General features: G+C 72.5%; 20 protein-coding genes and 2 pseudogenes. 11 read left to right on the forward strand and 11 right to left on the reverse strand.

What is annotated here, in order from left to right:
* Positions 1–171 precede the first annotated feature (171 nt).
* The gene (locus tag AC07FK_RS19165; protein WP_479106079.1) at positions 172–1,053 is read left to right on the forward strand and encodes a class I SAM-dependent methyltransferase; all 882 of its coding nucleotides are present in this window, start codon (positions 172–174) and stop codon (positions 1,051–1,053) included.
* Between the two features lie 98 nt (positions 1,054–1,151).
* Complete coding sequence (locus AC07FK_RS19170) at positions 1,152–1,505, forward strand: VOC family protein (protein WP_479106080.1); 354 nt, start codon at positions 1,152–1,154, stop codon at positions 1,503–1,505.
* 6 nt (positions 1,506–1,511) lie between these two features.
* On the opposite strand, the gene AC07FK_RS19175 is transcribed toward AC07FK_RS19170, so the two are convergent.
* From AC07FK_RS19175 to AC07FK_RS19190, 4 genes and pseudogenes are all read right to left on the reverse strand, one after another.
* Positions 1,512–3,485 carry a DUF5107 domain-containing protein gene (locus tag AC07FK_RS19175; protein ID WP_479106081.1) on the reverse strand — a complete coding sequence of 658 codons (1,974 nt, stop codon included), beginning with the start codon at positions 3,483–3,485 and terminating at the stop codon, positions 1,512–1,514.
* A gap of 122 nt (positions 3,486–3,607) precedes the next feature.
* Positions 3,608–4,150 carry a GNAT family N-acetyltransferase gene (locus tag AC07FK_RS19180; RefSeq protein ID WP_479106082.1) on the reverse strand — a complete coding sequence of 181 codons (543 nt, stop codon included), beginning with the start codon at positions 4,148–4,150 and terminating at the stop codon, positions 3,608–3,610.
* A gap of 73 nt (positions 4,151–4,223) precedes the next feature.
* A pseudogene (locus AC07FK_RS19185) lies at positions 4,224–4,598 on the reverse strand (CocE/NonD family hydrolase C-terminal non-catalytic domain-containing protein); the annotation flags it as partial.
* 3 nt (positions 4,599–4,601) lie between these two features.
* Positions 4,602–5,018 (reverse strand): annotated as a pseudogene (locus AC07FK_RS19190) (CocE/NonD family hydrolase); the annotation flags it as partial.
* A gap of 164 nt (positions 5,019–5,182) precedes the next feature.
* On the opposite strand from AC07FK_RS19190, the gene AC07FK_RS19195 reads away from it, so the two are divergent.
* A complete protein-coding gene (locus tag AC07FK_RS19195) occupies positions 5,183–5,683 on the forward strand; it encodes a DinB family protein (RefSeq protein WP_479106083.1) in 501 nt (166 codons plus the stop codon).
* An 11-nt stretch (positions 5,684–5,694) separates the two neighbouring features.
* Here the strand turns inward: AC07FK_RS19195 and AC07FK_RS19200 are convergent, their stop codons facing one another.
* The 6 genes from AC07FK_RS19200 to AC07FK_RS19225 all read right to left on the reverse strand — a co-directional run bounded on the left by AC07FK_RS19200 (position 5,695) and on the right by AC07FK_RS19225 (position 12,209).
* On the reverse strand, positions 5,695–6,630 hold the full coding sequence (locus AC07FK_RS19200) for a S66 peptidase family protein (protein WP_479106084.1): 936 nt from the start codon (positions 6,628–6,630) through the stop codon (positions 5,695–5,697).
* Positions 6,627–8,618 carry a S9 family peptidase gene (locus AC07FK_RS19205; protein ID WP_479106085.1) on the reverse strand — a complete coding sequence of 664 codons (1,992 nt, stop codon included), beginning with the start codon at positions 8,616–8,618 and terminating at the stop codon, positions 6,627–6,629. The genes AC07FK_RS19200 and AC07FK_RS19205 overlap by 4 nt, the downstream gene beginning before the upstream one ends.
* 28 nt (positions 8,619–8,646) lie before the next feature.
* Positions 8,647–10,011 carry a M20/M25/M40 family metallo-hydrolase gene (locus tag AC07FK_RS19210; RefSeq protein ID WP_479106086.1) on the reverse strand — a complete coding sequence of 455 codons (1,365 nt, stop codon included), beginning with the start codon at positions 10,009–10,011 and terminating at the stop codon, positions 8,647–8,649.
* Positions 10,004–10,837 carry a M55 family metallopeptidase gene (locus AC07FK_RS19215; RefSeq protein ID WP_479106087.1) on the reverse strand — a complete coding sequence of 278 codons (834 nt, stop codon included), beginning with the start codon at positions 10,835–10,837 and terminating at the stop codon, positions 10,004–10,006. The genes AC07FK_RS19210 and AC07FK_RS19215 overlap by 8 nt, the downstream gene beginning before the upstream one ends.
* Positions 10,838–10,843: 6 nt before the next feature.
* Positions 10,844–11,539: a class I SAM-dependent methyltransferase gene (locus AC07FK_RS19220; RefSeq protein ID WP_479106088.1), complete on the reverse strand. Its 696-nt coding sequence runs from the start codon at positions 11,537–11,539 to the stop codon at positions 10,844–10,846.
* A 226-nt stretch (positions 11,540–11,765) separates the two neighbouring features.
* The gene (locus tag AC07FK_RS19225; protein ID WP_479106089.1) at positions 11,766–12,209 is read right to left on the reverse strand and encodes an SRPBCC family protein; all 444 of its coding nucleotides are present in this window, start codon (positions 12,207–12,209) and stop codon (positions 11,766–11,768) included.
* A 137-nt stretch (positions 12,210–12,346) separates the two neighbouring features.
* On the opposite strand from AC07FK_RS19225, the gene AC07FK_RS19230 reads away from it, so the two are divergent.
* The 3 genes from AC07FK_RS19230 (at position 12,347) to AC07FK_RS19240 (ending at position 15,761) form a co-directional block, all read left to right on the forward strand.
* Positions 12,347–13,375 (forward strand): Rv2578c family radical SAM protein, encoded by a 1,029-nt coding sequence (locus tag AC07FK_RS19230; protein WP_479106090.1) that lies wholly within the window; start codon positions 12,347–12,349, stop codon positions 13,373–13,375.
* A gap of 164 nt (positions 13,376–13,539) precedes the next feature.
* Positions 13,540–15,132: an alpha/beta hydrolase gene (locus AC07FK_RS19235; RefSeq protein WP_479106091.1), complete on the forward strand. Its 1,593-nt coding sequence runs from the start codon at positions 13,540–13,542 to the stop codon at positions 15,130–15,132.
* Positions 15,133–15,203: 71 nt separating this feature from the next.
* Positions 15,204–15,761 carry an N-acetyltransferase family protein gene (locus tag AC07FK_RS19240; RefSeq protein ID WP_479106092.1) on the forward strand — a complete coding sequence of 186 codons (558 nt, stop codon included), beginning with the start codon at positions 15,204–15,206 and terminating at the stop codon, positions 15,759–15,761.
* On the opposite strand, the gene AC07FK_RS19245 is transcribed toward AC07FK_RS19240, so the two are convergent.
* Entirely contained in the window at positions 15,710–16,288 is a 579-nt protein-coding gene (locus tag AC07FK_RS19245; protein WP_479106093.1) for an adenylosuccinate lyase, read from the reverse strand. The two genes, AC07FK_RS19240 and AC07FK_RS19245, sit on opposite strands and share 52 nt — an antisense overlap.
* A gap of 350 nt (positions 16,289–16,638) precedes the next feature.
* Between AC07FK_RS19245 and AC07FK_RS19250 the strand changes: the two genes are divergently transcribed.
* From AC07FK_RS19250 to AC07FK_RS19270, 5 genes are all read left to right on the forward strand, one after another.
* Positions 16,639–18,420 (forward strand): 3-hydroxyacyl-CoA dehydrogenase family protein, encoded by a 1,782-nt coding sequence (locus AC07FK_RS19250; protein WP_479106094.1) that lies wholly within the window; start codon positions 16,639–16,641, stop codon positions 18,418–18,420.
* 97 nt (positions 18,421–18,517) lie between these two features.
* On the forward strand, positions 18,518–19,354 hold the full coding sequence (locus AC07FK_RS19255; RefSeq protein WP_479106095.1) for a TetR family transcriptional regulator: 837 nt from the start codon (positions 18,518–18,520) through the stop codon (positions 19,352–19,354).
* A 412-nt stretch (positions 19,355–19,766) separates the two neighbouring features.
* A complete protein-coding gene (gene ccrA, locus AC07FK_RS19260) occupies positions 19,767–21,104 on the forward strand; it encodes a crotonyl-CoA carboxylase/reductase (RefSeq protein ID WP_479106096.1) in 1,338 nt (445 codons plus the stop codon).
* Entirely contained in the window at positions 21,104–23,116 is a 2,013-nt protein-coding gene (locus AC07FK_RS19265; protein WP_479106097.1) for a protein meaA, read from the forward strand. The genes ccrA and AC07FK_RS19265 overlap by 1 nt, the downstream gene beginning before the upstream one ends.
* Positions 23,113–24,072 carry an HpcH/HpaI aldolase/citrate lyase family protein gene (locus tag AC07FK_RS19270; protein ID WP_479106098.1) on the forward strand — a complete coding sequence of 320 codons (960 nt, stop codon included), beginning with the start codon at positions 23,113–23,115 and terminating at the stop codon, positions 24,070–24,072. Before AC07FK_RS19265 ends, AC07FK_RS19270 begins: the two co-directional genes overlap by 4 nt.
* Positions 24,073–24,074: the final 2 nt, after the last annotated feature.

Raw genomic sequence — 24,074 nt, forward strand, 5'->3', positions numbered from 1 at the left:
CGTGCACGTCTGAGCCTGCACGGTTGTGACCGGCGCCCCCGAGGCCGGTCCGCCCGGCGCCCGGTACGCGCGTCTCGCATCTCAAGATCTACGTCTCACATTCCGGCATGGCGGCGTACCGTACGGCGTACCGCATCCGCACCGGACGCCGCACGGAGAAGGGGTACGCCCATGTCCGAGACGCCCACGCCCGAGACGCCCACCGATCCCCTGACGCCCGAGACCCACACGGCCGGAACGCACACGCCCGGGGAGACCGCCGTCTACACCCACGGCCACCACGAGTCGGTGCTGCGCTCGCACCGCTGGCGCACGGCCGCCAACTCGGCGGCGTACCTCCTGGCCGAACTGCGGCCGGGGCTGGACGTCCTGGACGTGGGCTGCGGCCCCGGAACCATCACGGCGGACCTGGCGGCACTGGTCGCACCGGGCCGGGTGACGGCGGTCGACGCATCGCCGGACGTACTGGAGCAGGCGCGCGAGGCGGTGGCGGAACGCGGCCTGGACACCGTGCGGTTCGCGGTGGCGGACGTCCACGCGCTGGACTTCCCCGACGACTCCTTCGACGTCGTCCACGCCCACCAGGTGCTCCAGCACGTCGGCGACCCGGTGCGGGCACTGCGCGAGATGCGCCGCGTGTGCCGCCCCGGCGGCGTCGTCGCCGCGCGCGACAGCGACTACGCCGCAATGACGTGGTACCCCGCGGCGGCGCCGATGGACGACTGGCAGCGGCTGTACGGCCGGGTCGCCCGCGCGAACGGCGGCGAACCGGACGCGGGCCGCAGGCTCCTGTCCTGGGCGCGCCGGGCCGGCTTCACCGACGTACGGCCTTCGGCGGCCGCGTGGTGTTTCGCGACGCCCGGGGAGCGCGCGTGGTGGAGCGGCCTGTGGGCGGACCGCACGACGGGCTCCGGGTACGCCGAACTGGCGGTGGGCGGCGGCCACGCGACGCGGGAGGACCTGACGGCGATCGCGGAGGCGTGGCGGGAGTGGGGCGCCCAGGAGGACGCGTGGTTCATGGTGCCGCACGGGGAGATCCTGTGCCGGGCGTGATCCCGCCGCACCACCCTCTCCCCCGGCCGCGCCGGACCCGCGCGGGGCCCCGGGCATACCCCCGCCCTGCAGGCACGGGAGCAACTACGCTGGCCCCCATGGAGATCCTCGGAACCACGCTGCGCATCTGCGTCGACGACCTGGAGGCCACGGTGGCCTTCTACGAACGCCTCACCGGAAGCCGCGCGCTGCGCTTCGAGCGCGGCGGGGTCTCCGTCGCGGCGATCGGCTGCTTCCTGCTGATGAGCGGCCCCGAGTCCGAACTCGAAGTCCTGCGCAAGGTGTCGGCGACCATCGCCGTCAACGACGTGGAGGAGGCGGGCGCCGCCCTGGCCGGGGCCGGCGCCCGCATCATCGCGGGCCCGGTCCCCACCCCCGTCGGCCGCAACCTGATCGCCGCGCACCCGGACGGCTCGGTCTTCGAGTACGTCGACCGGCGCGCGATCGCCTAGCCCGCCCTACCGCGCCGGCGGGCGCATCCGGTACTCGTACGCGTCGGGCAGCGGCTCGTCGCCGGTCTGCGCCCACACTTCGCCCAGCACCTCGTCGCCCTCGCGCAGGTCCGGCACCTCGAACCCGGCGTCGAAGAGGGCGCGGGCGCCCGCCCTGTCGCCCTCGGCGACGAGGAGCTGCGCCTCGACGAGCCGGAAGCGGCCCCCGGCGCGCAGGGCGGCGGGCAGTTCGTCCCAGACCGCGCGGGCCGCGTCCGTACGCCCTGCCGCGAGCAGGGCGGCGATGGCCTCGCGCCCCAGCGCGACGGTCGCCGCCGTCCACGCCTCGCCGTCGCCCCGCTCCCGGCACAGGTCCCCGAACGCCTCGGCGTAGTGGTCGGCCGCCCGCCCCGGGTTGCCCGCGTCCAGGTCCGCGACCGCGAGGCAGCGCAGCAACGGCCAGCGTGAGCCGGCCACTTGGAGGCCGCGCTCCCAGCTGCGCACTGCCTGCGCCACATCGCCCGCGTGCCACTGGGCGACGCCCAGGTGGTACTCGGTCAGCGGGTCGGCCGGCGCCGTCTCCAGCATGTCCCGCCAGTGCTGCGCGACCAGGGAGGGACCGGGCGTCGCCGCCGCCCCGTCCGGCGCCGGGAACGTGCCGCTGCGCAGCAACTCCCGCCAGGGCTCCTGCTGCTGCCCGAGCGTCGCCTCACCGAAGGGCGTGCCCGGGAGCTTGAACCCGGCGCGCAGCACCTCCAGCGCGCCCCAGCCGGAGCCGGTGGCGAGCGAGCGGCCCGGCTCGTGATCGGCGTACGGCAACCACGCCTCGTACGCCGCGTCCACCCGCGCCCGGGGCAGCGCGTCCTCCAGCCGGGCGCCGGCCTCCGCGCGCGCCGCCGCCCAGTCCTGGCCGTGCACGGCTCCCGGGTCGGCGGCCAGCGGGCCGTACGCCTCCAGCCAGCTGAACTCGGCACCCGCCTCCAGCGGCACGTGCTCCAGCTGCGTACGGGCGAGACCGGCCTGGATCTCGGCGTAGCCGGGGGTGCCGGGCTCGGTCAGCCACTGCTGCCAGCGCCGTCCGCCCCGCCCCGCGCCCCACAGGAACAGCTTGCGCCCGCGCAGTCCGTCGGTGGAGGTCTGCACGAGGCCCCGCCCGCCGGCGTCGAGCGAGGCGATCCACTTGCGGGCCTCTTCGGGCACCTCGTAGAAGTAGTCGGCGGGGTACTCGCCGCGCAGCGGGTACGTGCGGTCGACGCCGTCGTACTGCGGTACGGGCACCCGCCGCAGACGGCGCTCGTACCCGAAGTGCCACGCCTCCTCCGCCGGGGCGAGCACCCGGGTCCCCTCGTCCTCCGGGACCGCGATGTTCGACCACCAGTACGTGGGGACGGTCCGCTCGTGCGGGTTGCGTATCCGTACGCCGACGTACAGGAAGTCGGAGTCGGCCGGCAGCCACAGGTCCACCTGGAACGGCAGGTCGCGCAGCCGCTCCCACTCCCAGAGCCGGACCATCTCGCCGCCGTCGGGGGCGGGGACGACCGCGGCGTGCAGCGGGGCGCAGGACAGCGTCGTGTGCCCGGTGGAGCCGATGTTCCATTCCAGTCCGCCGGAGAACCAGGCGCCGTTGAGGGCGAAGTCGGCGGGCTGGAACACCGGGTTGCGGTAGAGCAGTTCGCGACCGGTCGGCTTGTGGAACAGGGAGTGCACCCGGCCGCCGAGCCCCGGCAGCACGGTCGCCCGCAGCCGGTCGTTCTCGATGACGATCGTGTCGAAATCCGTCGGGGTACGTTCGCGTCCGTACCCGTCCCGTACGCGCACCGGCAGCAGGGTGCGCAGCGGCTCGTGTCCCACCTGGCGGGCCATGTCGCGCGGGAGCGCCGCGCGCGAGCGCTCGTCGACGACGTGCTGCTCGTCGAGCGGGCGGAGTCCGGGCAGCGGGTTCTCCGGCCCCAAGGGGGCGGCGGGCAGGGTCAGTACGGCACGTCGCACGGTCGTGGCCAAGGCAGCCTCACTCCCTCACACGGGCCGCCGTCCACCGGCGCCCCGGCCACCATCCGAACACGTCGGGTGCCTCCCTGACCAGGGGGTCCCGGGTCAGGGCGAGGGCCGCCGCACGGCCGTTGTCAGCCGCGCATCTCCGCGGTGACCGCCCACCGCTCGTGGTCGCGCCAGGCGCCGTCGACGTATATGAAATCGGGCGAGAAACCCTCCAGGCGGAATCCGGCCCTGCGGACGAGCGCGAGGGACGCCGCGTTGCCGGGCTGGATGTTGGCCTCCAGCCGGTGCAGGCCCAGCGGGCCGAAGGCCCGGTCGACGACCAGGCCGAGGCCCTCGCTCATCAGTCCCCGGCCCGCCGCGTGGGCGAACGCGCCGTAACCCAGCGCGCCGCACAGGAAGCCGCCGCCGACGATGTTGTTGATGTTGATGAAACCCGCGATGGCGCCGTGGGGGCGCTCGCACACCAGGTAGCCCACCCGGTGCGGGTTGTCGACGAGCGGCCCCGCGTAGGCGGCGTACGCGGCGGGCTGGTCCGGCGGGAAGAGCCACGGGTGATGCAGGCTCTTGCTCTCGCGCGCCCGCGCGGTGAACTCCTCGGCGTCGGCCGGGCTGAAATGGCGCAGGGCCACCCTCGGCCCCTCGGCGAGGTGGACGGCTCTCTGGGACATGCGGCCAGGCTACGTCCGCCCGCTCCCGCGGCGCCGGAGGAAGCGGCGCGCCGCCCGGCGCGCCCGTGCGGGCTCAGCCGAGCGCCCCCCTGACCACGGGCAGCTCCAGGACGCCGGTGTCCTCGGGGGCACTGGTGACGGCCACCGGCTTGACGCCGCGGTTGCCGTAGTACGCGTCGTCGCTCGCCGCGACGACGAACTCCAGCCGGTGCCCCTTCTCGTACCGGTGCACGATGCCGGGCAGCGAGAGGGTGAAGGGGCGGCGCACGTCGGGCACCCGGACCGGCGCGACCAGCCGCCGCACCAGCGTCTTCCCGCCGTCGGGAGCCACGTCGTACAGCTTGGCGAAGAGCACCAGCTTGTCGGCGGCGTCGCCGGAGTCCTGTACGCGCTCGGTCCGCGGGGAGACGACCCTGAGCGTCGCCCTGGGCTCGCCGACCACCTCGGCACGGCCGTCGATCTCCGGGTCGTTGAGGGAGATGGGGCAGCCGGACCTTCCGAAGCCGAGGCCGGAGTAGGCGAGGGCGACGTAGCCACGGGCGGCGAACGCTTCGGCCACGGCATCGGTGGAGCCGTCGGCCTTGCTGCCGCCGAAGCCGTTGGTGGTGAGCACGGCGGGTGCCGGACGGTCCTGACCGACGCCGGCGGGGCGGTAGAGGTCCGCGTCGACGGCACACGTCCGGCCGCCCGCCCGCACCGTGAACGTCAGCGGGGTGACCGAGTACCCGCCCGCCGCGCCGGCCGGCGCCGGGACGGCGAGGGCGAGCGGTGCAGCGAGCGCGGCGCCGAGCGCGAGGGCGAGCGGTCTGCGCGCTGCGAAGACGGGGCGACGGCGACGGCGACGGCGACGGCGACGGCGACGGGACATGCGACCAGTAAGTACCGGCGGCGATCACGGCTGTGACACGTGTCATACCACTGTCCTCGCCCGCCTGAACCGTGTGTGACGCCGCGTCAACTGAAAGAGTCACGGCCGGGCCGGCGAGTCCGGCCGCAAGAGCGTTGTCAGAGGCCGCTGTTACGTTCGGGAGCATGACGATCAGAAGCGTGCCGTTCACCGGCGGCGAGAAGCAGAGCCTGCGGGCGGCCCTTGACCGGCACCGCGACGCGGTGCTGTGGAAGCTCGACGGTCTCGACGAGGAGCAGGCGCGCCGCCCCATGACCCCGTCGGGGACCAGCCTGCTCGGTCTGGTGAAGCACCTGGCGAGCGTCGAGTACGGATGGTTCTGCACCACGTTCGGGCGCGAGAGCGAGCCGCTGTGGTTCGACCCGTTCAAGGGCGAGGACATGGTGGTGGCCGACGGCGAGTCCACCGCGGACATCGTGGCGTTCTACGGCCGGGCGCGCGCCGCCGCCGACCGGGCCGTCGACGCACTGGACCTCGACACGGTGGGCACCTCGTGGTCGGGGAACAGGGTGTCGATGCGCTGGGTGCTCATCCACATGCTGGAGGACACCGTGCGCCACGCGGGCCACATGGACATCCTGCGCGAGCTGATCGACGGAGCGACGGGCGACCACCCGCCGGACTGACCGGCCGTCACTCAGCGCAGCGCCGGCACGTCCAGGACGAGCGAGCGGGCGTCCGTGTCCAGTACGGCGGGCACGCCCAGGGGAACGGTGAGGGCGTTCGCGCAGTGCCCGAAGCCCAGCTCCTCGACGACCGGCACGCCCAGCGGGCCCAGCCGGTCGTACAGCACCGTGCGCACCTCCGTCGCGTACGGTCCGCAGTCCTCCCACGAGCCGAGGGCGATCCCCGCCACGCCCTCCAGCCAGCGGGAACGCAGCAACTGCGTGAGAATCCGGTCCAGGCGGTACGCCTCCTCGCCGACGTCCTCGAGGAGCAGCAGACCGCCGCGCGCGCCGGCGCGGGCGTCCGGGGTGCCGAGGCCGGCCGCGAGCAGGCTGACGCAGCCGCCGAGGGTGACGCCGCGCGCCCGTCCCGGGACCAGGACGCCCGCCGTCTCCAGTCCCAGCGTCATGACGGACTCGGGGGCGAAGAGCGTGGCCCGCAGCGACTCCTGGGTGCGGGCGTCCTTGACGAAGGACAGGGCGGCGAGCATCGGACCGTGCAGGGTGGCCAGGCCCAGCCGTACGGCGAACGCCTCGTGCAGCGCGGTGATGTCGCTGTACCCGACGAACACCTTGGGCCCGGCGGCCCGCATCGCCTGCCAGTCGAGCAGGTCGACCATGCGCTGGGCGCCGTACCCGCCGCGCGCGCAGATCACCGCCTGCACGGCCGGGTCGCACCAGGCTTCCTCCAGGTCCCGGGCGCGCGCCCGGTCCGTACCGGCGAGGTAGTCGAACTCCGGCGCGGTGTCCAGCACATGGCGGCCGGCGACCGGGTCGAGGTCCCAGCCGCGCAGGATGTCGAGCCCCGCCTGCAGCCGCTCCTCGGGGACGGGTCCGCTGGGAGCGACGACCACGATCCGCGAGCCCGGCCGCAGCCGGGCGGGCCGGGTCAGGGGCGCGAGGGTCATGTGGTGAACCCCATAGGCGTGAGGTCGTCGCGCTCGATGCCGAAAGCGTAGGCGTACAGGGCGAGTTCCGCCTCCATGGCCCGGGTCAGCGTCTCCGCGCGGCGGAAGCCGTGCCCCTCCCCCTCGAAGGCGAGGTACGCGTGCGGGATGCCGCGTCCCGCCATGCGCTCCACGAACCGCTCGCACTGCGCGGGCGGGCAGATCACGTCGTCGAGCCCCTGGAGCAGCAGGAACGGCGCGGTGATCCGGTCGGCCTGCTGGGCGGGCGAACGTTCGCGGTAGCGGTCGGGGCAGGCGGCGAGCGGCCCGACGAGGCTCTCCAGGTAGTGCGACTCGAAGTCGTGCGTCTCCCCCGTCGCCCAGGCCGTGAGGTCGAGGATCGGGTACATGACGGTGCCGCAGGCGTACACGTCGTTGGCGGCCAGCGAGGCGGCGGCGGTCCAGCCGCCCGCGCTGCCGCCGCGGATCGCGAGCCGCCGCGGGTCGGCGGTGCCCTCCCCGGCCAGCGCGACGGCGACCGCGGCGCAGTCCTCGACGTCCACGACGCCCCACTGCTCGCGCAGCCGGTTGCGGTACTCGCGCCCGTACCCCGCCGAGCCGCCGTAGTTGACCTCGGCCACGCCGATGCCGCGCGAGGTGAAGTAGGCGATCTCCAGGTCGAGTACGAGCGGGGCGCGCCCGGTGGGCCCCCCGTGCACCCACACGACGTACGGCGGCAGTTCGTCGGCGGGGGCGATCCGGCCGGGGTTGTGCGGCGGGTAGATGTGGGCGTGCGTCTCCCGCCCGTCGGAACCGGTGAAGACGCGGATCTGCGGCTCGGGGTAGAACGACGGGTCGACCGGGTCGTCGTGCGCGGACCCGATGACCCGGGTGTGCCCGGTGCGGGTGTCCAGTTCCATGACCTCGTACGCGCTGCGCGGACTGGCGGCGACGCCGACGACCCGGCTGCCGTGCACGGCGAGCGTGGGCGCCCATTCTGTCCAGGGGCCGGCGGAGTCGACGACCTCGCAGCTGTCGGGGTCGAGTATCCCCAGCGAGGTGGCTCCGCCGCCGTGGATGACGGCGACCAGTCCGTTGTCCAGCGGATGGAACCAGCGCAGGCCGATCTTCCAGAGCGGGCCGCCGAACTCCTCGTCGCGGGAGCACAGCGCCACGGTCCTCCCGTGCGGGTCCGCGCGGTACAGGTTCCACCATCCGCTGCGGTCGCTGGAGAAGAGCAGACGCCCGTCGGCGGTCCAGTCGACCTGGGCGATGGACTCGTCCGGCCCGCCGACCAGCGGTCGCGGCGCGCGGAACGTGCCGTCGGCCTCGATGTCCGCGAGGATCACCTCGGTGCCGTCCCAGGGCATGCGGGGGTGGTCCCAGGCGATCCAGGCGGCACGGCGCCCGTCCGGGGAGACGCGGGGCCCGGTGACGAAGCGGTGCGCCCCGTCGGACAGCTCCCGTACGGCGGCCCGGTCGTCGGCGGCCGACCCGTCCAGCGGCACGGCGACGACGACGCGGCGCACGTCGGTGGACCGCTCCCCGGTGAACTCCTCCAGTACGCACCACACCTCGCCCGCGGCGCCCCGGTCCATGCGCAGGTGCGGGTCGACCCAGCGCAGGCCGCCGCCGACCGCCGACACGGGCGTGAGGGGCCGGGGTTCGGCGCCGGGCACGTCGGGTTCGTACGCGTAGAGCCGCTGGTCGGGGAAGTGGACGAAGACGACGAGCGGTCCGCCCGCCGCGCGCTGCGCACCGGCCCAGGGCTGTCCGCCGTACTCGACGACCCTGCTGCGCACGTTCCAGGGAGCGGGCAGAACCGATTCCTCGTCGCCGTCCGCCCGTCGGCGCACCAGCGCGCGCCGGCCGCCCTCGGCCGGGCGCGGCGCCGTCCACCACACCTCGTCGCCGACCACGCCGACGTACTCGGGGTGCCCGTCGTGCGAGGCGGCGAGGCCGGCGCCGATCGGCGACGGCCAGCTTCCGTACGTCCCAGTCGGCACCATGCCGCCCCACTCCCCCTGCTCGTCGCTGCTACGCGGTCTTCAGGTAATGATCGAGCACACGCACGCCGAAGTGGAGGGCCTCGACAGGAACACGTTCGTCCACGCCGTGGAAGAGCGCCTGGTAGTCGAAGTCGGCGGGCAGTTCGAGCGGCGAGAAGCCGTAGCCCGTGATGCCGAGCCGCGAGAACTGCTTGGCGTCCGTCCCGCCCGACATGCAGTACGGCACGACGTGCGCGCCGGGTGCGAAGCGCTCCACCGCCGCGCGCAGCTTGGCGTACGTCGGGGAGTCGACCGGCGCCTGGAGCGCGGTCTCCCTGTGGTGGAACTCCCAGTCCACGCCCTCCCCGGTGAGCCGGTCCAGGGTTCGGCAGAACTCCTCCTCGCCACCGGGCAGGAACCGCCCGTCGACGTAGGCGGTCGCCCGCCCCGGGATGACGTTGACCTTGTACCCGGCGTCCAGCATCGTCGGATTGGCGCTCGCCCGCACCGTCGCCTCGACCAGCGCGGCGGCGGGTCCCAGCTTGTTGAGGAGCACGTCCACGTCGAAGTCGGGCGCGTCGAAGTCCGGTGCGTCGAGCCGTTGCAGGGCGGCCAGTTCGGTCAGGCCGGCCCGTACGGTCGCAGTGAGCCGCACCGGCCATTCGTGCGCGCCGATCCGGGCGACGGCGGCGGCCAGCCTGCTCACGGCGTTGTCCCGGTTGACCTTGGAGCCGTGGCCGGCCGTGCCGACGCCGGTGAGTCTGAGCCAGCCGGTGCCGCGCTCCCCCGCCGCGATCGGGTAGATCTCCATGCCGGGGCCCGCGTGGAAGGTGTAGGCGCCGGATTCGCTGATGCCCTCCGTACAGCCTTCGAACAGGTCCGGGTGGTCCGCCGCGAGGAACCCCGAGCCGTCGGCGGCGCTGGCCTCCTCGTCGGCGGTGAAGGCGAGCACGATGTCGCGGCGCGGCCGGGTGCCGGTGCGCGCCCAGGCCCGTACGACCGCCAGGACCATCGCGTCCATGTTCTTCATGTCGATCGCGCCGCGACCCCAGATCACTCCGTCGCGGACCTCCCCGGAGAAGGGGTGCACGCTCCAGTCGGCCGGCTCGGCGGGTACGACGTCGAGGTGGCCGTGGACCAGCAGCGCGTCGGCCGACGGGTCGGTGCCGGCGATCCTGGCCACGACGTTGGTCCGCCCGGGGGTGCGTTCGAGGAGGAGGGGTTCGAGGCCGGCCCCGGCGAGCCGCTCGGCGACGTACTCGGCGGCGGGGCGCTCGCGGCAGTCCCCGCCGCCCCGGTTGGTGGTGTCGATGCGGATGAGACCGGACGTGAAGGCCACCACTTCGTCGAGCGCGAGCGCGTCGGTCGTGGCGCCGTCGGCCGCTGCCCCGTCGGCCGGCTCCTGGTCAGCCATACTGCTCCTCCACCGCGGCCGAGACGATCGTCGTGACCGCCTTGAACGTACGAATGCCCTCATACATCGTCGCGCTGGTGTACGCGACACGCCGTTCGCCGGTCGTCTCCACCCCGGGCACCACGGTGGCGACGCCCGAAAGGTGCTCCGCGTCGAATTCCAGCTCCACGGTGAACGGACCGCCGCGCACCGGCTCGTGACGCACCGCCAGAGCCGTCGCCTCCTTGGCGGCGGCCCTGATGTCGGCGGCGGTGCGGGCGGGGGTGCGGCACACCGCGGCGTAGCGCGAGACGTAGTCCTTCACGGCGACCTTGCGGGCGGCGGGGGCGTACCCCTCGGCATCCTCGCAGGTGAGGTCGTCGCCGGTGACGAGCACCACGGGTACGCCGAACTCGGCGACCACGTGCGAGTTGAGCAGGCCCTCGCTGGCCCGTACGCCGTCGACCCACACCCCGGTGACGGAGTTGGCGAGGTAGGTGTGCGCGAGGACGCCCTCGGCGCCCGCGCCCGTGTGGTAGCCGACGAACGCGATGCCGTCGACGTCCCCGTGCTGCACGCCTTCGACCATGCTCAGGGCCTTGTGCCGGCCCGTGAGCATCTCGGCGCGCTCGTCGAGCCGCTCGAGGAACAGGTTGCGCATGGTCCAGTGCGCCTCGTTGATGAGCACCTCGTCGGCGCCCCCGTCGAAGAAGCCGAGGACGGCGGCGTTCACGTCCGAGGTGAACATCGAGCGGCAGCGCTCCCACTGCGCGGTCCCCGGCAGCACATCGGCCGGCCAGGTGACACCGGTGGCGCCCTCCATGTCGGCACTGATGAGGATCTTCATGCGCCATCACGTTACGCGCCGGGGGCGGGCCCCGGCCAGGTCCGCGGGGAGCGTCTGGGTGATCCGCCACAGGCGGCGCGGCAGGTCGCCCTCCTCGAAGGCGTGGACCTCCCGCAGATCCCAGCCCTCGGCCAGCGCGTCGACCAGGGCCCGGTCGAAGAAGTGGACCGCGAACCCGCCGTGCTCGAAGATGTCGTCGCCGTGGGCGGTGCCCGCCCCGTAGTGGGCGTCGCCGGTGTGCCGGACCGTGTAGACGAAGGCGCCGCCGGGCCGCAGCACCCGCCGCACCTCGCCGGTCAGGCGGTGGATCTCGGGCGTCGACAGCGCCATGCACATCAGCATGTGGGCGAACACCGCGTCCACGGACCGGTCCGGGAGGGGCAGCGGCCGCCGTACGTCGTGGACCGCGCCGGACACGGCGGAACCGAGACCCGACTCGTCGGCGCGGCGGACCAGTCGTGCGATCCCCTCGGGGCTGTAGTCCGTGGCGCGGACGGTGAAGCCGCAGCCGGCGAAGTGCAGGGCGTCCCGCCCGTGACCCGCCCCCAGCTCCAGTACGTCCTCGGCGCCCGCCACGCGGAACACGGCGGCGGCGTGGACGGCCGCGGCCGAGGGAGCCTCGCCGTACATCCCCGGGTGCTGGGCGTACGTCCGCTGCCAGTGCTCGCGCGCGTCGGCGGCCTGCGGGCCCTGCTCCGGCATCGTTGCTCCCTGGGGTCCACCGGCGCCCCGCACCGGGGCCGGGCCCAGCGTAGGACCCGGCACCGGCCGTCACCCCGCTCAGCGCGCCCGGACCGGCGCCACACCGCGCGGCGGCACTCCGAACGGCCCAGACGGCCGGGTCCGGCGATCCCTCAAGGGCCAGTCCGTGTGGCCCGGTTGGCGACGCGTCCGGCGCACCGGGAAGACCACTCGAACCGGTGACGGGCTACTTCTCCACGTGCGCGGCGAGGTTGGCGAGCAGGGCGTCGTAGATCCGGCCGAGACCCTTGGGGGCGAACGTCTTCTCGAAGAAGCCGCCGATGCCGCCCGCACCGTTCCACACCGTGCTGACGACGGCCTTCGACCGGCCCTCGCCGGCCGGGGTGACGGTCCAGGTGGTGACCATCGACGAGTTGCGATCCTTCTCGACGAGCTGCCCGTCGGTCGGCTCGGTCACCTCGAGCAGGCAGTCGCGGACGCGCTTGCTGGTGGCCTGGAGCTTCCAGTGGACGAGGGTGCCCTCGCCGTCGCCGCCCTCGCGCACCTCGTACTCGGAGAAGTGCTCGGGCAGGAGCTTCTCGCGCGCGCCGCTGTAGTCGGCCAGCGTGTCGAACACCGTCTCCGCATCCGCCGCGATGATCCGCTCCGTGGTGGCCTCGACCTGCGCCATGCCTGTTCCTCCAGCACTCGGGTTTTCAAGGGTGCGGCTTACCCAACCACCTCCGGCACGGCCGCCCAAAATCGGGGTTGCACCGAAGAAGGGAACATGTGTTCTATTCTGTGCTCAGTGCTAGCGAGGAGGCGCACATGCGCTGGAACAATCTGGCCGAAAACCCCGCCCTGACCGGGGAGGCCGCGCTCTTCGGAACGGACGCGGTGACCACCCGCACCTTCGACACCCCCGAGTTCCGGGGGATCACCTTCCACGAGGTGCACGCCCGCTCGATCCTGAACCGGGTGCCGGGCGCCTCCCGCATGCCGTTCGAGTGGACGGTCAATCCCTACCGTGGCTGCTCGCACGCGTGCGTCTACTGCTTCGCCCGCAGGACCCACACGTATCTGGACCTCGACAGCGGCCTGGACTTCGACTCCCAGATCGTCGTCAAGATCAACGCACCCGAGCTGCTGCGCGGCCAGCTCGCCTCCCGGCGCTGGCAGGGCGCGCACATAGCCATGGGCACGAACGTCGACTGCTACCAGCGGGCCGAGGGCCGCTACCGCCTCATGCCCGGCATCATCGCCGCGCTGCGCGACCGCGCGAACCCCTTCTCGATCCTGACCAAGGGCACGTTGATCCTCCGCGACCTCGACCTGCTCGTGCAGGCCGCCGAGGTCACCGACGTCGGCATCTCCGTCTCCGTCGGCTTCACCGACCAGGAGCTGTGGCGCACGGTGGAGCCCGGCACACCGTCCCCCGAGCGCCGCCTCGACGTCGTCCGCACGCTCACGGACCACGGCATCGGCTGCGGCGTCCTGATGGCCCCGGTCATCCCCTTCCTCGGGGACTCGCCCGACCAGTTGCGCGCCACCGTCCGGGCGATCGCCGTCTCGGGCGCGACCTCGGTCACGCCGCTCGTCCTGCATCTGCGGCCGGGCGCGCGGGAGTGGTTCATGGCGTGGCTCGGGCGGCACCACCCGCACCTGGTGCGGCGGTACGAGCGGCTGTACGCCGAAGGGGCGTACGCGCCCAAGTGGTACCAGCGGCGCATCACCCGCCAGGTGCACGAGCTCGCCACGGAGTTCGGGATAGGCCCGTCGGGGCCGGGCGCGCGCCGGCGCGTTCCGCCGCCCACGGAACCGGAGCCTCCCGGCCCCACGCAGCTGACCCTGCTCTGACGGCTCTGGCGGCTCTGGCGGCTCTGACGCGGCGCCAGGCGGCTGAGCAGCACGCCACGGCAGGAACAAAACGATAATAAGCACACATTGCTGACACCTTTCCGGCACGATGCGGCGGGGGCTGTGTCCCTCACAGCCACGTTCCCCGCAGCTCGGGAGGCTCAGTGAAGAAACGCGCAGGAGTTCTGTTCGCCGTCGGGACGACGGTGGCCGGACTGGTCACGGCCGTACCGCCGGCCGTCTCGGCGGACTCGGGGTCCGCCGCCGGTTCGGCCGCGCGCACCGCGCTCACCTGGACCGGATGCGGCACCAAGAGCTATCCCAAGCTCGAGTGCGCGTCGGTCGAGGTCCCCTTGAACCACGCAGATCCGCACGGCAGGAAGATCAGCCTCGCCCTGTCGCGCGTGCGGCACACCGCCGAGCACTTCCAGGGGCCCCTGCTCGTGAACCCGGGCGGCCCCGGCGGCAGCGGACTGTCACTCGCCGGATTCGTCGCGGGCGCGCTGCCGAAGAAGGTGGCGTCGCAGTACGACGTCATCGGCTTCGACCCGCGCGGCGTGGGCGCGAGCGAACCGGCCCTCGACTGCCGGCCGGGGCACTTCTCCGGCGTACGGCCGGACTCGGTGCCGCGCAGCGCGCGCGAGGAACGCGAGGGCGTCCGGCGGGCGCAGTCGTTCGCCCGGGCGTGCGGCGAGAAGTACGCCGACGTACTGCCGTACATCGACACCGTCAGCGCCGCCAAGGACCTCGACGTCGTCCGCCGGGCGCTCGGCGCGCGGCAGATCAACTACTTCGGCTACTCGTACGGGACCTACCTCGGCGCCGTGTACGCGAAGCTCCACCCCCGGCGGGTGCGGCGGCTCGCGCTCGACAGCGTCGTCGATCCGGCCGGCGTCTGGTACGACAACAACATCGCGCAGGACCACGCGTTCGACGCCCGGCACAAGGCCTTCGCCGCGTGGGTGGCCCGCCACGACGCGACGTACCGGCTCGGCGGCGACCCGGCGGAGGTCGAGGCCGCGTGGTACCGGATGCGCGAGGAGCTGCGCGACAGTCCGGCGGGCGGGAAGGTGGGCCCGTCCGAGCTGGAGGACACGTACCTGCCCGGGGGGTACTTCAACGGCTACTGGCCGCACCTGGCCGAGGCGTTCGCGTCGTACGTGAAGGAGAAGGACGCGGCCCCGCTGGTGGCGGCGTACCGGAGTTTCGGCGCGAGCGACGCCTCCGACGACAACGGCTACAGCATCTACACGTCGGTGCAGTGCCGGGACGCGTCGTGGCCGCGGGACTGGGGCACGTGGCACGAGGACAACTGGGACGTGCACGAGAAGGCTCCCTTCTCGACCTGGAACAACGCCTGGTACAACGCCCCCTGCGCCTTCTGGCCGACCGGGCGGCTGGACCCGCCGGACGTCGCGAACGGCGAACTGCCGCCGGCGCTGCTGCTCCAGGCGACCGAGGACGCCGCCACGCCGTACGGCGGCGGGGTCGCCCTGCACCGGAAGCTGGCCGGCTCCGCGCTCGTGGTGGAGAACGGCGGCGGCAACCACGGCATCGCGCTCAGCGGAAACGCCTGCCTGGACCGGCACTTGGCGGACTACCTCGCGACGGGCGCGGTGCCGCGCGGCTCCGGCGGCGGCGACGCGGACGCGGTCTGCGACGCGCTGCCCGACCCGAAGCCGCTGCCGCCCGAGAGGGCGGCGGCGGCCCCGACCAGGGGAAGCACCCTGCACGGGCTGCTGGGCACCAGGAGTTGAACCTTTCCCCGCCCCGCCCGGGACCGGGCTTCGGCTCCCGCGCAGGGGCGGGGGAACTACAGTGCGCAGGCATGAGCGGCGGCGTGCGGATACGGGACATGGCCCTCGACGACTGCGAGGCCGTCGCCCGCGTGCGGGTGCGCGGCTGGCAGACGGCGTACGCCGGGATGATGCCCCGGGCGTACCTCGACGCGATGAGCGTCCCGCAGGACGCCGTCCGGCGCCGCGCGCACCTGCGGGCGCACGGCGGCGCGTCGCGCGATCTGGTCGCCGAGCGCGACGGCGAGGTCGTCGGCTGGGGCTGCTACGGCCCGTACCGCGACGAGCAGGGCGGACCGGCCGGCGACGCCGAGCTGTACGCCCTGTACGTGCTGCCCGAGCACCAGGGCGCCGGGGCCGGCCGCGCCCTGACCGCGGAGCTGCTCGCCCGCGCCGCCGCCGAAGGCCACCGGCGCATGCTCCTGTGGGTCCTCACCGCCAACGCCCGCGCCCGCCGCTTCTACGAGAGGGCCGGCTTCGCCCCGGACGGCGCCGAGGCGCCGTTCGACGTGCTCGGCACCGCCGTCCCCGAGACGCGCTACGCCAGGCGGCTGAGCGCGGCGGACGCGGCGGCGCCCAGCCTCGGGTGACCGAGCGCCGCCTCCAGCACCGGCCGCGCCCGGGCGTCCCGCAGCTGCCCCAGGCCCTCGACGCAGGCGAGCGCCACCCGCCAGTGGGGGTTCGCCGGGGCGAGCAGTCCCCGCAGCGTGGTGATCAGCGCCGGTACGGTCTCCGGCGCCCGGAGCTCGGTGAGCAGCCGCACGGGGGTCAGCGCGTACGCGGTGCGCAGCGCGTTGGTGGCGAGTGCCGCCGCCGCGCGCGCGGTACGCGGGTCGCCGAGGCGCGCCAGCGCGTACGCGGCGGTGACGCACCGGTCGGGATCGCGGTGGTTGAGCAGCAGCACCAGCGTCTCGAAGGCCCGCCGGTCACCCGCGCAGCCGAGCCGGAAGGCGGCTATCTCGCGGGCCCACAGGGGGCGCTGCGTCTCGGTCAGGACCCCCGCCAGTTCGTCCGGGTCCTGGGTGACGAGCAGCCGCTCGTACGCCGCGGAACCACCCGGTCCGGACCGCGCCTCACCCCGTACCCGGTCGGCGAGCGACCGCAGCTCCTCGTCCATGGCGCAAGCGTATGCAGTGCACAGGCGTCCCAGATCACATCCCGCCAGGTCTGGCGCGCTCGTTACTCGCCGGTTACTCTCAAGTGAGCGGGCCACCCCCCGCTGATTGATCACCTCATGGCGGCCTGGTGACGCAGCCGCCGGAGTGTCTTGTCGGTTCGGTGTTCTTTCGCGACGTGACTTCGGGACAGAGTCCGTCGGCCCCGCAGCTCGACCCGCCCTGCGCATCGCGCAGTCTCCACAGAGCAGCCCCTTCCCGCACGCAACCTCCCTTCGCCGTGCGCCCCTTGGCGTACCCGCGGCGCGGTGCGTGTGCCCCTCAGTCGTCACTCATTCTCTGGAGTCCCGTGATGGACACCCCTCTCAGTACCGTCGCCGTGGTCGGACTCGGCACCATGGGCACCGGCATCGCCGAGATCCTGGCCCGCGCCGGCCGTGAAGTCATCGGCATCGACATCAGCGAGGAGGCCGCCCGGCTGGCCGTCTCGTCGCTCGAGGCCTCCACCGCCCGCGCGGTGGAGCGCGGGCGGATCACCGACGAGGAGCGCCGTGACGCCCTCGCCCGGTTCCGTACCTTCTCCGACCTCCAGGCGGCCTCGGACGCCGATCTCGTGATCGAGGTCGTGCACGAGTCGTACGAGGCCAAGCAGCAGGTCTTCCGCGCCCTGGACGCGATCGTGCGCCCCACCACGGTCCTTGCGACCGGCACGAACGCGCTGTCCGTGACCCGGCTCGCCGCCGACTCCGCGCACCCCGAGCGGGTCCTGGGGATGCACTTCTTCAACCCGGCGCCCGCGATGAAGCTGGTCGAGATCGTCTCCTCGGTGCTCACCGCGCCGCAGGCCGTCGAGGCCGTGACCGCGCTCGCCCGCGACCTGGGCAAGGAACCGGTCGCGGTCGGCGACCGGCCCGGTTTCGTCGCGGACGGCCTGCTCTTCGGCTACCTCAACCAGGCCGCCGCGATGTACGAGGCGAAGTACGCCTCCCGCGAGGACATCGACGCCGCGATGCGGCTGGGCTGCGGCCTGCCCATGGGCCCGCTGGCCCTGCTCGACCTGATCGGCGTCGACACGGCCCGTACCGTCCTGGACGCGATGTACGCCGAGTCACACGACCGGCTGCACGCCCCCGCCCCCATCCTCAAGCAGCTCAGCGAGGCGGGTCTCAGCGGCCGCAAGTCGGGCCGGGGCTTCTACACGTACGAGGCGCCCGGCAGCCAGACCGTGGTGCGCGACGCCCTCACCCCGCTGGAGTCGGCGACGGACACCCCGGGCCGGCCGGTGCGGTCCGTCGGCGTCGCCGGGTCCGGGACCATGGCGTCCGGCATCGCAGAGGTCTTCGCGAAGGCCGGCTACGACGTGGTGCTGGCCGCCCGGAGCCAGGAGAAGGCGGACAAGGCGAAGGCCCGGATCGCCAAGTCCCTCGCCCGTTCCGTCGACAAGGGACGGATGACGGCCGAGGCGCGCGACGAGACGCTGGGCAGGGTCACTCCGGCGGCCTCACTCGACGCGTTCTCCGACGTCGACCTGGCGGTGGAGGCGGTCGCGGAGGACCTGGCGGTCAAGCAGGAGCTCTTCGCGACGCTCGACAAGGTCTGCAAGGCGGGCGCGGTGCTCGCCACGACCACGTCCTCGCTCCCGGTCGTCGCCTGCGCCCGCGCCACCTCGCGCCCGCAGGACGTCATCGGCATGCACTTCTTCAACCCGGCGCCCGCGATGAAGCTGGTCGAGGTCGTCCGTACCGTCCTCACCTCGGACGCGGTGCACGCCACCGTCCGCGAGGTCTGCGCGAAGATCCGCAAGCACCCGGTGGACTGCGGCGACCGCGCCGGTTTCATCGTGAACGCGCTGCTCTTCCCGTACCTGAACAACGCGGTCAAGATGGTCGAGCAGCACTACGCGACGCTGAACGACATCGACGCCGCGATGAAGCTGGGCGGCGGCTACCCGATGGGCCCCTTCGAGCTCCTCGACGTGGTCGGCCTGGACGTCTCCCTCGCCATCCAGAAAGTCCTGCACGGCGAGTTCCGCGACCCGGGCCTGGCGCCGGCGCCGCTGCTCGAACACCTGGTGGCCGCGGGGTGCCTCGGCCGCAAGACGGGACGCGGCTTCCGGGAGTATGCCGGGCGCTGAGCAGGAGGGTGTGACCGGATGGGGCGGGCTGCTGGAGCCTGACGGCAGCCCGCACCCACAGGCGCGCTCTCCTGCGCAGATGCAGTACGTTCGGGGCATGTCCCAGCCCGCTGACTCCCCCCGACGACCGTCCCGTACGAGCTCCGCCTCCGAAGCCCCCGAAAGCGCCGCCGGCAGCCGGGCGGCCGCCCAGCGGCTCAAGATGCGCCGCGAACTGTCGGCCGCGGCGATGGAGCTGTTCGCGACGAAGGGGTACGAGGCGACGACCGTCGACGAGATCGCCGCCGCCGGCGGCGTCGCGCGCCGGACCTTCTTCCGGCACTTCCGCTCCAAGGAAGAGGCGATCTTCCCGGACCACGACGACACCCTCGTGCGCGCGGAGGCGGTGCTCAACGCGGCCTCCCCGCACGAGCACCCGCTGGACACGGTGTGCCGGGGCATCAAGGAAGTCATGCGGATGTACGCGGCGTCCCCCGCGGTCTCGGTCGCCCGCTACAAGCTCACCCGCGAGGTCCCGACGCTGCGGGAGGCGGAGATCGCGTCGGTGGCCCGGTACGAGCGGCTGTTCACCCGCTACCTGCTGGGCCACTTCGACGAGCGCGACCACCACGACGGCAACGACGACCCGCTGCTGGCCGAGGTGGCCGCCTCCGCCGTCGTGACGGCCCACAACCACGTCCTGCGGCGCTGGCTGCGGGCGGGCGGCCAGGGCGACGTCGAGGCGCAGCTGGACCACGCGTTCTCGATCGTCCGCGACACCTTCGGCACGGGCATCGGCGCGGGCCGCTCCACCTCCCGCGAGCGCTCGAAGCCGGAGCAGTCACCCTCGGCGTCGGCGTCGGTGACCGGCGACGTGCTGGTGACCGTCGCCCGCACCGACGCGCCTCTGGACGAGGTCATGCGCACCATCGAACGGGCGCTCAAGCAGGTCTGACCCGGCCTCGCTCCCCCTGCCCACGGACGCCGTCCGCCCCCTGTTTCCCGGGAGGCGGGCGGCGTCTTCGCGTGCTCTGATGAAGCCAATCGATCGATCATCGCTCATGTGTGACGGCGAGGTGACAAGTGAGAGAAATTGTTGGCACTCAGTGTCTTGTCACGTGGCACGGGGTGTCATACCTTGATGTCGTCCGGGCGGCCGGCGTGCAGTGATCTTTCGTACGCCGGCTGTCCCCGCAAACCACGTGTTTGCGCGCCCGGGCGCCTGCGTCACAGGCAACCTCCCGCGCTACCCGCGCTGCCGAACAACCGCACCACCGCCGAACCGACGGCACACCTCCACAGCAACACCCCGACGTTTCCCCTCAAAAGCGTTGCTGTCAGACAACGCGCTTCGCCGGAGGCCCCCCGTGAAGGAAATCCTGGACGCGATCCAGTCGCAGGACAGCACGGCGGCAGACATCGCCGCCCTGTCCATCCCCGAGTCGTACCGCGCGGTGACCGTGCACAAGGACGAGGCCGAGATGTTCGCCGGCGTCGCCAGCCGCGACAAGGACCCGCGCAAGTCCCTCCACGTGGAGGACGTGCCGGTGCCCGAGCTCGGGCCCGGCGAGGCCCTGGTGGCGGTCATGGCCAGCTCGGTCAACTACAACTCCGTCTGGACGTCGATCTTCGAGCCGGTCTCGACGTTCGGCTTCCTGGAGCGGTACGGCCGCCTCAGCGACCTCAGCAAGCGCCACGACCTCCCGTACCACGTCATCGGTTCCGACCTCGCGGGCGTCGTCCTGCGCACCGGCCCCGGCGTGAACGCCTGGAAGCCGGGCGACGAGGTCGTCGCGCACTGCCTCTCCGTCGAGCTGGAGTCCTCGGACGGCCACAACGACACGATGCTCGACCCCGAGCAGCGCATCTGGGGCTTCGAGACGAACTTCGGCGGCCTGGCCGAGATCGCACTGGTGAAGTCCAACCAGCTGATGCCCAAGCCCGACCACCTCAGCTGGGAGGAGGCGGCCTCGCCCGGTCTGGTCAACTCGACCGCGTACCGCCAGCTTGTCTCCCGCAACGGCGCCGGCATGAAGCAGGGCGACAACGTCCTGATCTGGGGCGCGAGCGGCGGACTCGGTTCGTACGCCACCCAGTTCGCCCTGGCCGGCGGCGCCAACCCGATCTGTGTCGTCTCCTCCCCCGAGAAGGCCGACATCTGCCGGTCGATGGGCGCGGAGGCGGTCATCGACCGCAACGCCGAAGGCTACAAGTTCTGGAAGGACGAGCACACCCAGGACCCCAAGGAGTGGAAGCGCTTCGGCAAGCGCATCCGCGAGCTCACCGGCGGCGAGGACATCGACATCGTCTTCGAGCACCCGGGCCGTGAGACCTTCGGCGCGAGCGTCTACGTCACCCGCAAGGGCGGCACCATCACCACCTGCGCCTCGACCTCGGGCTACATGCACGAATACGACAACCGCTACCTGTGGATGTCGCTGAAGCGGATCATCGGCTCGCACTTCGCCAACTACCGCGAGGCGTGGGAGGCCAACCGCCTGATCGCCAAGGGCAAGATCCACCCCACGCTCTCGAAGGTGTACTCGCTGGAGGACACCGGGCAGGCCGCGTACGACGTGCACCGCAACCTCCACCAGGGCAAGGTCGGCGTGCTGGCGCTGGCGCCCCGCGAGGGTCTCGGCGTCCGCGACCACGAGAAGCGCGAGCAGCACATCGACGCCATCAACCGCTTCCGGAACATCTGATGAGCGAGCGTCGGAAGGATCGGCCCTGGCTCATGCGGACGTACGCCGGTCACTCGACCGCCGAGGCGTCCAACGAGCTGTACCGCAACAACCTCGCCAAGGGCCAGACCGGCCTGTCGGTCGCGTTCGACCTTCCGACGCAGACCGGCTACGACCCCGACCACATCCTCGCCCGCGGCGAGGTGGGCCGGGTCGGGGTCCCCGTCTCCCACCTCGGTGACATGCGGCGGCTGTTCCAGGACATCCCGCTGGAGCAGATGAACACCTCCATGACCATCAACGCCACGGCCATGTGGCTGCTGGCGCTGTACCAGGTGGTCGCGGAGGAGCAGGGCGCCGACATCACCAAGCTCCAGGGGACGACGCAGAACGACATCGTCAAGGAGTACCTGTCGCGCGGGACGCACGTCTTCCCGCCGGTGCCGAGCCTGCGCCTGACGACGGACATGATCACCTACACGGTGAACAACATTCCCAAGTGGAACCCGATCAACATCTGCAGCTACCACCTCCAGGAAGCCGGCGCCACGCCGGTCCAGGAGATCGCGTACGCCATGAGCACGGCGATCGCCGTCCTCGACGCCGTACGGGACAGCGGTCAGGTGCCGGCGGAGAAGTTCGGGGACGTCGTCGCCCGCATCTCCTTCTTCGTCAACGCGGGCGTCCGCTTCGTCGAGGAGATGTGCAAGATGCGCGCCTTCGGCCGCATCTGGGACAAGGTCACGCGCGAGCGGTACGGCATCGAGAACGACAAGCAGCGCCGCTTCCGCTACGGCGTGCAGGTCAACTCGCTGGGCCTGACCGAGGCGCAGCCGGAGAACAACGTCCAGCGCATCGTCCTGGAGATGCTGGCCGTCACCCTCTCCAAGGACGCCCGCGCCCGCGCCGTGCAGCTGCCGGCCTGGAACGAGGCGCTGGGGCTCCCCCGGCCCTGGGACCAGCAGTGGTCGCTGCGCATCCAGCAGGTCCTCGCCCTGGAGAGCGACCTGTTGGAGTACGAGGACATCTTCGCGGGATCGCACGTCGTCGAGGCCAAGGTGGAGGCGCTGGTTGCCGACTCCTTCGCGGAGATGGACCGCATCGAGGAGATGGGCGGCGCGATGGCCGCCGTCGAGTCCGGCTACCTCAAGTCGCAGCTGGTCTCCTCGCACGCCGAGCGCCGCGCGCGCATCGAGTCGGGCGACGAGAAGATCGTCGGCGTCAACTGCTACGAGGCCACCGAGCCGAGCCCGCTCACCTCGGACCTCGACGGGGCGATCATGACGGTCGACCCGGCCAACGAGGCGCGCGTCGTCGCCAAGCTGCACGAGTGGCGAGACAACCGCGACGACACCCGCGCCTCCGAGTCCCTGGCGGCCCTCAAGAAGGCCGCGGCGGGCACCGAGAACCTGATGGCCGCGACGGTCGAGTGCGCCCGCGCGGGCGTCACCACCGGCGAGTGGGCCTGGGCGCTGCGGGACGTCTTCGGCGAGTTCCGGGCGCCGACGGGTGTGAGCAGCGCACCGGTCGCGGTCACCGCCGAGGCCGGCACCCCGCTCGCCGCCGTACGGGAGAAGGTGGCCCGCACGGCGGACGACCTCGGCTCCGGGCGACTGCGTCTGCTGGTCGGCAAGCCCGGTCTCGACGGGCACTCCAACGGTGCCGAGCAGATCGCCGTCCGGGCCCGCGACGCGGGCTTCGAGGTGGTCTACCAGGGCATCAGGCTGACGCCCGAGCAGATCGTGAGCGCCGCCCTCGCGGAGGACGTGCACTGCGTCGGTCTGTCGATCCTGTCCGGCTCGCACGCCGAACTCGTACCGGACGTGCTGGTGCGGCTCAGGGAGGCAGGGGCCGCCGACATTCCGGTGATCGCGGGCGGAATCATCCCGCCGGCGGACGCCGCGGAGCTGCGGGCAGCCGGAGTGGCCGCAGTCTTCACCCCGAAGGACTTCGGCATCACGGAGATCATCGGCCGTATCGTCGACGAGATCCGGAAAGCGAACAAGCTCGACCCTCTGGAGGTCCCCGCATGACCGTCAACCGCCTGCGCCCGCGCCGCTCCTGCCTGGCCGTCCCCGGCTCGAACCCGCGCTTCCTGGAGAAGGCCCAGGGCCTCCCCGCGGACCAGGTCTTCCTGGACCTCGAGGACGCCTGCGCGCCGCTCGCCAAGCCGGAGGCCCGGCACACCATCGTGAAGTTCCTCAACGAGGGCGACTGGACGGGCAAGACCAGGGTCGTGCGCGTCAACGACTGGACCACCGAGTGGACGTACCGCGACGTCGTCACGGTGGTGGAGGGCGCGGGTCAGAACCTCGACTGCATCATGCTGCCGAAGGTCCAGGACGCGCAGCAGGTCGTGGCGCTCGACCTCCTGCTGACGCAGATCGAGAAGACGATGGGCTTCGAGGTCGGCAAGATCGGCATCGAGGCGCAGATCGAGAACGCGCAGGGCCTCAACAACGTCAACGCGATCGCGCAGGCCTCCCCGCGCGTGGAGACGATCATCTTCGGCCCGGCCGACTTCATGGCCTCCATCAACATGAAGTCCCTGGTCGTCGGTGAGCAGCCGCCCGGCTACCCCGCCGACGCCTACCACTTCATCCTGATGAAGATCCTGATGGCCGCCCGCGCCAACAACCTCCAGGCGATCGACGGCCCCTACCTCCAGATCCGCAACCAGGAGGGCTACCGCGCGGTCGCGCAGCGCGCCGCCGCCCTGGGCTTCGACGGCAAGTGGGTGCTGCACCCGGACCAGGTCGCCGCCGCGAACGAGATCTTCTCCCCGTCGCAGGAGGACTTCGACCACGCGGAGCTGATCCTGGACGCGTACGAGTACTACACCTCCGAGGCCGGCGGGAAGAAGGGCTCCGCGATGCTCGGCGACGAGATGATCGACGAGGCGAGCCGCAAGATGGCGCTGGTCATCTCCGGCAAGGGACGCGCCGCCGGTATGCAGCGCACCTCCTCTTTCGAAGCCCCGGAGGCCTGATC

Source organism: Streptomyces sp. NPDC046122 (assembly GCF_056429965.1).